Source organism: Neobacillus muris, from assembly GCF_943193175.1.
GTDB classification, from domain to species: domain Bacteria; phylum Bacillota; class Bacilli; order Bacillales; family Cytobacillaceae; genus Neobacillus; species Neobacillus muris.
In genome coordinates this window covers 12,671-26,975 of sequence record NZ_CALPDF010000030.1, presented here as the reverse complement: position 1 = coordinate 26,975, position 14,305 = coordinate 12,671, and the positions used below count along the sequence as shown (strand labels likewise).

At 33.8% G+C, this 14,305-nt stretch carries 6 protein-coding genes; all 6 read right to left on the bottom strand.

Going from position 1 to position 14,305, the window contains the following annotated elements; translation table 11 throughout:
• Window positions 1–336: 336 nt before the first annotated feature.
• The 6 genes from NFS43_RS17205 to NFS43_RS17180 all read right to left on the bottom strand — a co-directional run bounded on the left by NFS43_RS17205 (window position 337) and on the right by NFS43_RS17180 (window position 14,157).
• On the bottom strand, window positions 337–3,522 hold the full coding sequence (locus tag NFS43_RS17205; RefSeq protein WP_251553981.1) for a DEAD/DEAH box helicase family protein: 3,186 nt from the start codon (window positions 3,520–3,522) through the stop codon (window positions 337–339).
• 12 nt (window positions 3,523–3,534) lie between these two features.
• Window positions 3,535–6,618, bottom strand: a complete 3,084-nt coding sequence (locus NFS43_RS17200) for a site-specific DNA-methyltransferase (RefSeq protein WP_251553980.1) — start codon at window positions 6,616–6,618, stop codon at window positions 3,535–3,537.
• Between the two features lie 18 nt (window positions 6,619–6,636).
• The gene (locus NFS43_RS17195) at window positions 6,637–9,507 is read right to left on the bottom strand and encodes an SNF2-related protein (RefSeq protein ID WP_251553979.1); all 2,871 of its coding nucleotides are present in this window, start codon (window positions 9,505–9,507) and stop codon (window positions 6,637–6,639) included.
• A gap of 102 nt (window positions 9,508–9,609) precedes the next feature.
• The gene (locus tag NFS43_RS17190; RefSeq protein WP_277613963.1) at window positions 9,610–9,831 is read right to left on the bottom strand and encodes a UvrD-helicase domain-containing protein; all 222 of its coding nucleotides are present in this window, start codon (window positions 9,829–9,831) and stop codon (window positions 9,610–9,612) included.
• A 300-nt stretch (window positions 9,832–10,131) separates the two neighbouring features.
• Window positions 10,132–12,603, bottom strand: a complete 2,472-nt coding sequence (locus NFS43_RS17185; RefSeq protein WP_251553977.1) for a DEAD/DEAH box helicase family protein — start codon at window positions 12,601–12,603, stop codon at window positions 10,132–10,134.
• A gap of 1,275 nt (window positions 12,604–13,878) precedes the next feature.
• Window positions 13,879–14,157, bottom strand: a complete 279-nt coding sequence (locus tag NFS43_RS17180; RefSeq protein ID WP_251553976.1) for a helix-turn-helix domain-containing protein — start codon at window positions 14,155–14,157, stop codon at window positions 13,879–13,881.
• Window positions 14,158–14,305 lie beyond the last annotated feature (148 nt).

Sequence of the window (14,305 nt, the reverse complement as noted above, 5' to 3'; positions counted from 1 at the left end):
ACTCCGTGAAAATGGATCCACTCTTAAAAAGGCTGGAAATGGCGAAGTGGTGAAAATTTTAGATCAAATGGATAAAGAGATTATTCTAAAGCTCTTCTGAACAAGAAAAAGGACCAACATGGGTCCTCTTTTTTATCTGTTTATATTAAATATTGGTCAATCGTTGAAAATATTCAATTTGAAATTGATGAAAATACAGATATACTCTGTTCTCTGAAGTGGTAAAACAACATCAAAGGGATGTTACCAAAATGGAGAACGCTGAAAACGATAAGATGACTCGAGTAAGAATACAGCTAATAGCTTCTTCCTATCATAAAAGGGAATAATCTATAATTAACCTTCCATGATTTTGTCAAATATCTTCCCAATATAACCTTTGTCTTCGTTTTGGAAGAACACGTTATACTGCTCAAATTCGTCTTTATCTCCCCAATGAGAAACATCATTAAATGGAGTTCCTGCAATGATAAATGAGTTTAGAACGATGCTATCATTTTGTCCACTAAGGTTATATTCAATATCTTTTATCGATTGAGAAAGCTGAATTTTCGGGTCAAAAAGTCCTTTTAGATTTCGGATACCTTTAGGGTCAATAAACGTAATGTATTGTTTATCTCCATGTATCAGCCACATGATAAAGTCAGGAAAGAAATTGTTCGCTTCAAAGAAGCCAATTCCTGCCTTACTTTTATTACGTAATAGATAAAGCTCTTTATCGCTAAAAAATGACTCATTGTTATTGAAGTATCCTTTTAAATCATAGACAAAGTTACGTTCCCCTTCATTTAAATGAACAGGAGAAACTTCTATTTCTGTAGCGTTCTTCTTAATGAAAATCAATGGGTTATACAGATGTTCCCCAAAATCAAATGGCTCAAAATTAGCATGTGCAAAGTTTTGGAAAGCTATATCTTGTACTTTTCCACTTTCGAGCAATTCCTTTAATTGATTCAATTTACTTATCAGAGAATCATTCTCTTCTGGCTTGTTAATAGTGAATACATATTTGTCTTCCTTGATAAAGTTCGCATCGTCTTCTGTTAATACGTAATAATTCAAATGTGGGAATTCCCATTCAGCCTTCTTATGCTTATAAAAGAAATCACAGTATTTCTTTAATAATACGATTGCAATGTCTTGCCATTTTTTAAAGTTGCTAAAATCCGTAAATTCAAGCTCCTCTTTTGGGATTAACAGGGTGTACCAATTGGGATTCTTAAGCAGTTCCAGAATACCCTGTTTCGTAATGTTTAAATTGTGCCACGCTTTTAAATTTTTATAGCGTTGAAGTTCAAAGAAAATTTCGTTAGCATTTATAAACGCAAGATGTTCCTCTTTTAATTTTCCTTGGTACATCGAACCAAAATTATTTGAAGTTCCCGAAGATGACTGTACCTGAATTTTTGGATACCAGTCCACGATTATTCTGTTGCTTATCTCTTCAAGAGTTGATAAATTCGGTTTCGGTCCTTGCTTCTTAAAATCCAATCCATCTTTTATCTTTAAGGTACGGAGCTTACTTATATCCACATCTTTATTGCGGATAACAGGAAGTTCAATGAATTCCTGCTCTTCATCAATTTCAAGGTCTTCTTCTTTTAGGTACTCCTCAAACTGCTTCATATAGTCCGCTCTTATACCAAAAATATTAAGGGTTTCAAGAATATCAATATATTTTGGTATTGCTATCTTTGGCTTGTCTATTTTTATGAACTTGCTTCTCTTTAGGCTAAACTCATAGCCCTTTAATCGTACCCCTCTTCCAAATAACTGAATAATCTCTGCACCTTCCGATTGTCCAACATTTAAAAGTCCCATCGTGCTGACACGCCAACTACTCCAGCCCTCTGTAAATTTCTTAGAACCAATTAGCACATTTATGGTTGAATTAGGGGAATTGATACTCTGAAATAATGATTGAGAAAATTCTCTTTCGGCAGTGATTAACCCATTTTCATTGCATAACTTTACAAGTTTTTTATCATCTCCGACATTAATAACACCAAAATGCGAATTTTCTCCAACTCGAACACCTATCTCACCAGTTACACCTTTTAAGTTCTCTACATGTAGTTCAGCTCCAGGTGTGTTGGAATTGAACACTATTTTTAACACATCTTTGAATACTTCTTCAATACTGCTCGGTTGATTATTAATCAAATATTTAAAAGAATCCTTAAAAACTTCCCTTCCCTTATTATCAAGTAATCCAGGGCTTCCACCAAGTAATCGTTCAATTCGTTGGATGCTTCTTCGTTCATTTTTCACAAAGTCAGAGAGAAATTTCAGCACATCAACAACATCTGATGCCTCTGTATTTTTTTTCCCTTTAAGAACACTTGCTCCAACAAATATGAATAATGGATTATCCAATAGGAATGCAGAGAAATCTTTCTTTCGGTCTTCAAATAACTTCTTTTGTTGATAAAAGGTTAGCAGACATGCAGTTAAATAAAGTTGTCGAACATCTTCGTTACTATCATCTTGGAGATTTAAGATATTGTAATCTTTTCCGTAGCCATCTCCATGAAAGTAACGGTAAGAATAGTCAAATAGGATACACTTGACATATTCTTGTATAAGCTCATTCTTACCTGATGCTTTCATAGCCTGTCCAAAAGTCGCTGAGTATTCAAAAGAGAAACCTGTTTCACTTAATTTATCCCTTTTTTCTTTCCAGACCAGCCCTGATGCCCCTTTGTGACCCTCATCTACGAGAACAAGATTATTTCCTTCAAACGAATCTATAGCAACCGTTTTGTTTCCTTCTTGGTCTTCAATCTTGTGAATATCTATTATTTCAATTGTTGTTTCAGCTAATCTTAATAGACCACCTACGTTTTTATCAAATAGTTCTGCTTTTAAACCAGATATTTTAAACTCTTCAAGATGTTGATTAGATAATCTCTCGTTAGGCGTTAGGAGAATAATCTTATTAAGTTCATGCTTCTTACCCGATACTCTCATATAATGAAGAAATTGAAGAATATTTACGTGCATAATAAGAGTTTTCCCTGACCCAGTGGCATTCCAAAATGCCAACTTTTTTAGGTCAGACTCCTTATATAAATCAACCTTATCAGCGTCTAACTTATCCTCGTTGAATAGTTCAACATATTCATTAAGAGATTGAAGTAACTTCTCTCGTTCGTTAAAGTATTTATCCAGATATAACTCAGTAAAAAGGAGAGAAAGGTACTGGAAATACTTCCATGTAAATCCCAAATCCCTTTTTTCAGATATATGTTTTGTGTGTACTACGATGTTATTATCATAATTTAGCAGTTTATCTTGACTTATTTTCGTCTTATCCTTCCATTCATCGATAAGAAAGTGATAAAAGTAGGTATTGTTTTCCTCCGACAAACCTTCGTATTTTGGTTTCTTCATTTCCTTCCCGATTTCCTCAAACCTTTCTATGCCTAATAATGAAAGGAAATACTGATTCAAGACCAGTCGCTTATTAAATTTCAGTTGAGGTGCTTTAGCCTTTTTTCCTTTTTTTGTTTTTGTTGCCATTTCAACACCCCCTTACACATCTTGAACATCAAACATTAGCTTCTTAAATTCCTCTTCGATTAAAACAACCTTCCATCTTTCTTCAGCCAATTTAAGATTTTGAAGGTTATTATTCCCGTTCACATAAATCCGATTGAATTCAAAATCTTGGGTACTATACTTTTTCTTTAAGAAATAATCATCAAGGGCCGCATTATCCCGAACAATGTCATCCGATAAAGTACGCCAAATAACAAGAAGTTTATCACCGTCTAAAGTTCTTCCCTCAATTTCTTTAAATGTGTACTCTCCATCCTTTGAGGAACTTAGCTTAACCGCTCCTGGAACTTCACTACTATCATCTTCTATAGCATTGTAGCGTTCTTTTCTTTCATTCCTAATTACTTCAATTCCTAATAGATAATTAAACGTCTCAACCAAATCGATTGTAGTCACTTGAGTTTCCAACCCATTTGCAATTTTTAGTTTATATTCAAATGGATTTTTAAACATATCTATATTTAGAAGAGACATGCTATTCTCTGTTTCATTATTGAGCATATAAGAAAGCATATACTGTTCTCTCAATTCTGGATTCTTTTCAAGTATTGTCAATTGCTCTTCTGTTAAATTGATTTCAAGGTTATTTAGCGTATCTTCATAGGACTCAAGGGAAATGTATTTAAAGATATGACTTGAGCCTTTTCTTGATACTGGTTTACCATAGTCCCACTTATCAGAGTAAATACTTCTTAAAACTCTCAATTTTGTAATCGAATCAAAATAATGACCCATTTCAACTAAAATATACTTTCTATTACCATCAACTGTTTCACGATTCAAGTCTATAACTGCCTGAGCAGTTGTTCCCGAACCAGCAAAGTAGTCTAAAATAATTTCATTTTTTGTACTTTCGGTTGACAACTCAAGGATTCTCTTTATTAAGCTACTTGGTTTAGGCGTTTCAAATGGCTCTGGTCCCAAAATACTGGTGTATTCGGCTTTTCCCTGTCTGTTTTTATCAATGTCATCAAAAATACTTGGATAAGGAGAAACAGGATTAGCAGGGGCCCATTCATAATAATATGGGACCCAACCATAATCTCTTTTTATCCATTCAATTTCACCCTTATCTTGTATATCTTTATAGGTATCTGGTTTACATACCCATCTACCATCCCAACCTTCTGGTGCAACTGGATAAACAATTGTCCCATCTGGTGCTTCTAAAGGATAATACAAATTTGGTCTATCTTCTCTACGTGCGGCCTTACCATTCTTTCTTAATTGCCTTAGACGATATTTTACTCCATCCTCCGTCTGGTGAGGATAATCTTCTAAAATCTTTGGATTGAACTTCTGGTGCAATTTGACATTATCCTCCCCATCTGGAGAAGCAACTACTATATATTCGTGATATGTGGCAATTGCCCTATCCTTTTCATTTGGACTATCAGCCTTTTTCCAAATGCAATTCGCAACAATACTGGACTCCCCAAAAATTAAAGATAAAAGATTTTCTAAATTTAAAAATTCATCATCATCAATACTTATAAAAATGGCTTTATTCTGACTAAGTAAATTTTTATTTAGTATTAGCCTATCTACTAACAAAGATATCCATGATGAATGTTTAAAATTATCTTTATATATAAATTCATCACTTTCTTTATTATATGGGGGGTCGATATAACACGTTGAAATTTTCCCTTTATATCTTTCTTGAATTAAATTTAATGCCTGAAAGTTTTCACCTTTAATAAGTAACCCGTTTATTTTTTCATCCAAATTGTAAATTGACCCTAATATTTTTTCCTTAAAATCATCATCAAAGAAAAGTGTATCTAATACGAGATATGGGTTTTGTTTTAAAAAATCAACCGTAAGTGGCTCTGAATATCCTAATTCCATTAAATCCCCTTTTATTTCATCAATAGCAAATACCCTTTTCCACTCTTCTATTTGTGCACTATTTTTAACAATATCGCTGTATAGATCTTCTGGTACGTTATCTAAGGTAATACAGTAATTGGTTTGGGTTACAAATTTTTTCTTCAACCATAGTTTCTTTTGGAAATTTTCTATTTGTTCAAGAAATGAAATTATTTTACTACCGATTCTTTTGATAACTTTAATTTTTGTTAGATATTGTTCAAATTTTAGGTTTTCCTCAACATCAATATCATCTAAAAACATAACTTCATTTTTGATATAGAAATCCAATTCCCTTTTTAAAAATCCTCCAAGGTCTTTATGGATAAAATAATCAAATGTATTACGAGATGTATAGTCATTTAAATGCTTCTCAATTAATTTCCTTTTTGGGTTTTTTTCTGTCGGTTCAAGTGATAATAAACTTTGATATTGCTTAAACTCTGAAACATTATTTATAGACTCAGAAATTACCTCTACTGCATAACTGTTTAAATCCTTTTGTTTTTGTTCATTAATTAAATATTCAAACCGAATAATCAAATCACCATTACTAATTAGTAAAGGTTCATCGTGAACAATAACAAATCGTCTTTCCTTTCCTTTTATGGATTTATTATTATCTCTTTCAGTTTCTGCATCAATTAATTTGAAATGGACCTTTTTTCCATCAGTAATAAAACTATAGTCCCGAAAATATTCAGCTGTTTTTATATAATATTGGTCAGCATTTGCCCAATGTAGCTTTACCTCTTCTCCGTTATAAGGCAAGGCATATACATCCTTCCTATAACGTCTTAGTGATATAAAATCACCATTATTATAATAACGCCTAAAAAAGTTTGCCAAATGAGAATATACTTCATTTTCAGCAGAAGTCACATTTAATCCATTATCAAGTTTTGATTTTAGAGCAACATATTTAGAACTACTTTCCAATGCCACACCAGCATCTTCTAACTTTTCCGTAAGCTCTTTAAGTTCTTTCTCAATCCCTTTTTGCTCAACAGAAATATACTTTTCCAATTCAGTTTTTACTTGTGGAAGTAAATCTTCGTTTAGGAACTTTTCAATTTCATCCCTTTTATAATTCATAATTCTATATATACCGAAATCTAAATCGGATTGGTCTAATTGAAACATTTCCTTCAATATGGCTATCAATTTTTGATAACTCTCAGTCACATTAATCCCTCCTAAAAACTACACAACTTCCCATTCTATCATAAAAAGGTCTTCCCTTTCAGTATTCTGATGTAATCTCGATTCAAGTTCCTCGATTAGCTCGTCTCGTTTTTCAAGCACTTCATCTTCCACTTGGAAAATCTTCTTACGCATAGTTCTCTTCTTCTTTTCAAGTTCGCTGATTTTTACCTGTATCTGATGCTGTTCCTCCGTATTTGTCGCCAGTCTTGCTTTCCTTGTCAATTCTCGAATATTTCGCTTTATATCATTAAGCTCTTGTTCAGAAGAAAGAATTAAATCGTCTGCCCATTTTTGTAATCTATCCTGCTCTTCTCTAAAATATCTATTATTTTCTTCCATCACCCTGCTAACAGTTGCCTCCGAATATCTTCCCACTTCTTTTAACAACTTTTGTTTATGGTTTGCTTCAATAGTATCCAATGGTATTATATTAGCCTGACACTGAAATAACTTTTCACATACTTCTTGATCCAACATCTCTCCATCAAGCGTATATCCACTAAATAACAAGTATTCACTTTTTTCAAATGAATCAATCGTTAATTTTGAAAGAATAATGTAGCCACTTTTCCCTTTTAATGATTCCACTAAAGAAATTTTAACTGGATGATTTGTTATATCAAATTTTAGCTTTGCAGGGGATGTTGATATGGAGATAGCCTTATCAATTACGTATTCCCCCAGTGGATGTGATAACCGATATAGGTTTGCCCCCTCCGTATTTTTCCGTTCTTTTGAAATCATTTCATATTTCCCGACAGCTATATGGTCATTAATTTCATTATTTAGATAGAAACACAAATGGTCATTATCAAACTGTGCTTCATTTTTTAAAATAAATCTTGTTACATTCCAAAACATATTTTCATATTTATTTAAGTGGTCTTTGGTATGCTGTAGATTAAATTTCAATCGGTCATGAACATCTAAATCAAAATTTTCCAGCAACTTTTCTCTTGTCTTATCCATTTTTTGTTTTATTTTATCTTCCATCTCTTGTTGGAGTTGTTGGAAGGCATCTTCAATCTCTTCAGGACTCCTACAAGTTTGATAGATATTTAGAATTCTTCTTTCAAAATCTACTCCTGATTCAACTGACCCTAACACTTCGTCTGAAGAACCTAATACTCCGTCAAACAAGCTAAATTTCTCATTCAATAGTTCGTAAACCCTTATATCAGCTTGATTGCGTTGATTAATAAAGTTTATAACAACTACATCGAACTTCTGTCCATATCGATGGCAACGCCCGATACGTTGCTCTATCCGTTGTGGATTCCAAGGCAAGTCATAATTAATAAGAAGGGAGCAGAACTGCAAATTAACCCCTTCCGATGCTGATTCTGTGGCTATCATAATTTCAGCTTCATCCCGAAAGTATTCAATTAGAGCATTTCTCTTATCGGCAATTTTTGACCCACTGATTCTGCCAGTATTCTGGTTCTTCTCTACCCATTGTTTATAAATCTCAGTTGACTCTTTATCAGAATTTGTTCCATTAAATAAAACTATTTTTCCCTTATATCCGTTAGCTTCTAAGAACTCCTTTAGATACTCTTGTGTCCTCTTTGATTCGGTGAATATCAGTGCCTTTTTATTTGCATCCAGTTCTCTCATTCTATCGAAACCAATTGTTAATGCCTTTAATAAAGCCTCTGATTTTGTATCAACTTGAATTCCACTTGCCATATGTATAAATCTATCAATCTCTGAAATTTCTTGATTAATTTTTTCAATATTAACTTTGTACTCTTCATTTTCTATTACTTCATGGTCATCTTTATCCTCTTCAAGTTCATCTTCTGTCTGCTGTATAATTTCCAATTCATCTTCATCAACCATTTCTTCAAATAAAAGATTATCTGCTGTTAATCCTTCTTTTATATCTATTAATCTCCTTTTTATCGTTTGTAATGTTTGAAGGACAGCACTTGTAGATGATGCAAGTAATTTTCTTAGAATAAGTGTGGTTAAGACTCTTTGGCTCTTTGGAATTGCATACGTACCTTCCCTTTGTAGAAAATCAGAAATTTCCTTATATAGTGCTTGTTCTTTATCGCTTGATGTAAAAGGTTGAGTTATCGCATGTCTTTCAGTGTACTTGATATATTTAAGCACATCTTTTCTAAGTGTTCTTTTTACAAATCCCTTTAACCTCTCCTTCAATTCTTCTAAATTTCCATCATTCACGTAATTAGTCCTAAATGCTTTTAAGTCGCCAAAAATGCGGTCATCGATTATTGTTGATAAACCATATAGTTCTAACAAAGAATTTTGAAGTGGTGTTGCCGTTAATAAGAGTTTTTTTCTATCCTCAACTGCCCATTTTATTCCTTGTCCAATTCGATTGCTTTTTCGATAAGCATTTCTTAGCTTATGAGCTTCATCGATTACAGCCAAATCCCAATTAACCGCTCTAATTTCATTCTTTCTACGATTGGCAAAGTTAAAAGATGTGATGATAACGCAAGACTGGTTAAAAGGATTACTATTGCCTTTTCTCAGTTCTTCGTTATAGTTTTTTGTTTCCAATATAATGCTCGGCAGATTGAACTTCTCTTGTAACTCCAAACTCCACTGTTTCCGTAATGAAGAAGGACATATAACCATAAGTCTTCTTTTTCTTTCAGCCCAATATTGGCATAGCACCAATCCAGCCTCAATGGTTTTACCGAGTCCGACTTCATCCGCCAAAATAACACCTTTAGATAAAGGAGATTTAAACGCAAACAAGGCAGCATCTACTTGGTGAGGGTTTATATCCACAGAGGCGTTAAATAACGACATTGATAGCTTTTCTATATCATTTGAAGCGGAGTGATTAGTCAACTTATTTGCAAAATATTTTGCATGATATGCTGTATTCACAGAACTCCCTCGCTTTACATTTTGTCCCGTAAACTATAATACAAACGGATTATTTGTAAACCTTTTTTAAATATATAGTATCATACATTCATCCTAACAAATTCAATTTAAATTACAGAAAAAGAGGACTGCTGTAGACAAGACTCGTTCTTTTTCAAGTACAAATGGTTTTTCAGCCTTTTCTGTAAATATTGATAAAAAGATTCTCTCTGGTAAGACATTTTGTAAAACAATTGCATTTACTGTTCTCCATAGAAGAACCCTAGTTTTTCCAGAACCAGGACCAGTCATTAAAAACATTGGACTACCTAATGACAAAATCACTTCCCGCTAACAATCATTTGGTTTAAATTCATGTATTTCAAATAACTGTCTAATGTCAATTCATTTCCCACGGCCTCCTAATAAAAAAGGTCCTACCCTTATTTTATCTTTTTAACTTATTATTTAAATTATTAATTAGTGCCCATTTGGGCAGAAAAAAGCAAGTTAATAATATATTGTACATATACCAAATTTCTTGCCCTTTATTTTCCTTCTAATTTGTTTTACTTGGGTTGGAATGAACTCTGTCTATCAAAAAAAAAGGAAGCTGCTATAAACAACTCCCCTTTCTTAGGTCTATTAGATGATCTTGTCGATACCATATTTCTCTTTGACATAATTTTCATCAATAAACCCTACCACTGTATATGTTCTCACATTACCTGACTTGCCCTTTTTGATTTTCAAGAGATCTTCAAAGGAACCCACTTTCTCATATTGAAAACTAAAACCACTATCTTCCAAAAGATTACTGGCCACTGCTTTCAAATAGGTTTTCAGGTCCTTCTTTGTATTGAACTGGAGTGGTTGTTTTGTTATCGCCGTAAGTTCAAGATATTTCGAAAGTTCTCGATGTAATCTGACTGACAGAGAGTTTTCCTTAGATTGTAAAATCTTTTTCAACCAATCTAGTGCTCCTCTATCCTTCATATAGGAAACAGTCTCATCCTTTTTCATCGCAATATGAGCCTCCAGAATTTTTCTTGCAAAGAAAAAATCGCAGCTACTATCAAAGAGATATTCAAGGTCTTTAACAGTAGAAAGTTTCATTTTCTTCTTCATTGTTGACCTAAATTGACTTTTGCCAATAATATAGAAATCGTTCTTTAGCTGATTGTACACTGACTCATCATCAATGATACATTTCAATGGCTCCTTCGATGCTACAGGTTGTTTTGTTTTCCTAGTTTCGTTACCATCAACCATCTCTATTGCTTCATTTACGTTCATTTCAAGAAATCTACACTGGAACTTTTTCTCCAATTCATTCAACAATACATCTGGATTATTGTAGTTATAGTAGAGTTTGTGTTGAACGATTTCGCTTTGGATTAAAGGGGTGCAAACCTGTAACTTTCCCTCTTCATCTGCAAAGAGACCATTTTGCATCTCCAGATCATCGAGTGTAATCCGCCCCTCCAACTGTTTTTCCCTCATAATTTCAATAGCCACCTTAAAGGCTTCCGCTTTCTTAATCTCTTCATCCAAAAATGTATGATAAAGAAATACTTTCTTCTTCTCTTGATTTTTTGGCTTTTGAAAAAAGAGTTTCAGAGCGTGATATTGCTTACGGAACCGATGGGACATTTGGACAATCCTTGTCATTTCATGATTTAATGATTCAGCCGAGCAAAGTACCCATGTTTCATCTACTTGCCTATTGTTTTCAATTGAAACACCTGCCGAAAGTGCCGTAGTAGCTAGTATCACCTGTATCTTTTCCGGGATGATTCCCTCGCAAACTATAGACTTTTCTTCTCCTGACTTCACCTCTTCCTTTTTCGATACGACACCCATTGCTAGGATATTTTCATTCTTCAGTTCTTTGATAAAATCAGCGATAGTTTCTTTTTTTTCAATAAAGAGAAGTATCCTTCTTTCTGGATTTTTCCTTGCAGCAATTTTGATGATTTGAAGCAATTTATCCTTTACTTGTTTTGACGAGCCATTTAGCATTAAATATCCGGCTTGTTCAAATGGATTTTCTCGGTCTAATTGATTAATTTTAATGATTAAATCATAGTCTTCAGAACGGAGGTTCTCGGGAGTCGCAGTGATATGAAGGGATATGCCGCAATCATCCAACAAGGCTTTTTCGGCTATACTATATTCCCTAATGGCCTCGGGCTTAAATGTCGAATCAGTGGAAAGCATGTGGCATTCATCTAATACCATTAGCATTGGAATAGTTGAAGTTACTTCGTGTTGTACTTGAGGAAATTCTATCAGATTTTGTTTTTCCCTTTTCATCTGTAAAACGACTGGGCTGTGATCCAAAGTTGTTAAAATGTTGGTGGAATTTTGAATGACTTTTTCACGTTCTCCTGAAATATATTTTGTACTCCCTGTAACAGTGTTGGATTTCGGGATGAGTTCAAATCTTCCCTTTAGATTGTTGATAAGATTTAATCGTGGAATACTGAGAATGGAGAAACCTTGTGGGGATTGATATTGGGTTTGAAAATTTGTCATATTTTTGAGGACTTCTAAAATTGCTGTACTTTTCCCTGTTCCGGTATCACTTATAAGGAGAATCCGTTTGCCACTATTCTCTTTTGCGAGGAGAATTTCTTGAAATCTATGGAAAACTTCTGGGTTTTCGGTGATTTTCCCTTGCATGTCCATGGAAACATCGACTCTGAGTTCATACCGTTCAGAAAAGTTAAAAATATGATTGGTAGAAATTCCATTTTGCTGCAATCGGTAGATTAAAGACCCAATTGTTACTTCATCATATCCTTTTAGCTTCTCAAATTCTTTCTCATAAGTGCGATTTCCATCATCTATTGCTTCTGCCAAATGATTCTTCTGCTCATTTGTGATAAGCCCTTCTCTTTCCATATCGTTGAATGCCATTAAATAACGGATCCACTCCTTATAATCAGAAATAATAGGCATTTTTTCTGATTGAAGAGCTGCTAGGAGTTCCTTAAAGTTAACACCGGATGTAGAAAAACCTTTATTGAATTGCTCGTCGACGATGTCATTAACAGCATCATAGTCCTTAACATCACGGCCTTCCTTTTCACTTAATCTATTTTTCTTTGCCAAATAAGCATCCAAATAGGGCTTTAAATCAAAAGGCTTTAATATTCGATTTACTTTAACCCTTTTTCCTGAAGCAAAGACATTTTTCAAAGGATACATGCTCTCATCAAAGTAGATTCCAATCTTCGCACTAAGGTTATCTCTTACCTGCTTGTAAATGTATGCAAGAGCCTCATACGCCACTGGTAAGGTGTTGACTAACAAATAACAGTGAAATCGTTTTTGGGATAATTTTGGGCCACTTGAAAAACTTTCTTGAACATAATGAAAATGTTGATGCAATAGAGCAATGACTTTACGGATTGCCTTCTCAGGTAATTGCTCCAAATGATCTACATCCATACAAAAAATATTTGTTCGATAATCCTGTACATCTCTTGGCGACATTTTAGATCCAAGACATGAACCTACACGATGAGGTGTACCGCCTTCTAGCATTTGAATGAACTCCTTTTCAGTCAAGAAATTCAACCTAGATGTATTCCAGGCGTTCACTGTATCCAAGTAAGATGAAATCTTTTTTATTTGTTCCAATGCTTCTTCCTTTGTTTTAAATCCCCTTGTGTATGGTTGGACCAATATAGCCGTTTCTTTGCTGTTGAATTGTTTTCCTTGGCTCACTATAAAAGCACCCTTTCTAAAATTGGTGCTATATAGTAGACCTAACAATCACTTAATATATCGGAGTAGATGTTTGACCCCTGTTCTACCATTTGGAAGTAAATGAATATTAGTCACTCCTCGTTACATGGGCAGAAAAAGCAATCTTATATATATATAAAACATACAATTTTTCTTGCCCTTTTTGTCTTTTTCTTCCCCATCAAAAAGTTTTACTTGGTTTGCATAGTTAATCTCTTCTTTAGTTTCACTTTATCGGTTTACCGTAGTAAAGATGATTCCCAAATGTACCACTTCTCTTTTTGTGCATTAATCCAGTCTTTAGACTATTATTGTTTTATTTTCCATTTATAAACGGGTTCCTAACTGTGGGAAAGCTCCTCCTCAACTTTTCCACCTCATCGGAAATGGCTTTTTGGATGACCATGAGCATTAGGTTGGTATATTATTATAGGGTTATGTTTCGACGATTTCATTATAAAGAATAAAACGTTCCTTTTGTAGTTTTGTATATCTTTCTCTCTGATTAGAATTACGCACTTATCACCTAAGCAGCATGGTTAAATTGGCATTTTTTTGTTTAGAAAATAGCTTCACAAAAAATGCTACTGAATTAGGGAATATCAACAAAATCCCTTTCAGTAGCATATTTCCGCTTTATTCCCTTTTATTCGTTTTTCCTCGGGAGATAACCTCATCTAAAAATAGATAAATGTCCTCCGTTGACCAGTCCATTGCCATTAAGAGCTTAATACGAAAATCAAAATCAGGATTTCGTTTTCCATGCTCGATCCTGAATAAATACGAGGCAGAACCCCCACATAAACTTGCCATGTCCCCATAAGTAAGGAAATGACTCGTTCGAAAATCTCGAATTAACCCACCGATGTCTTCAATCGCCCGTTTAATCATTTCTTCCCTGTTTCCGTCACACATAATTTACTCTCCTCCTAAATCATTGAAATGCTCCAATTCCTGGTTCTTTTTTACCTTGTATTCTATAATTTAAGAACCTTGCCTATAACACCAAACAGACATTATTTAGGCTTTTTTATGGACTTTTTGTTTCACATCAACCCACTAT

What these genes read in the sequence shown, in the direction of transcription:
- NFS43_RS17205 (WP_251553981.1), bottom strand. Translation starts at nt 3,522, where the DNA reads ATGGCAACAAAAACAAAAAAAGGAAAAAAGGCTAAAGCACCTCAACTG.
- NFS43_RS17180 (WP_251553976.1), bottom strand. Translation starts at nt 14,157, where the DNA reads ATGTGTGACGGAAACAGGGAAGAAATGATTAAACGGGCGATTGAAGAC.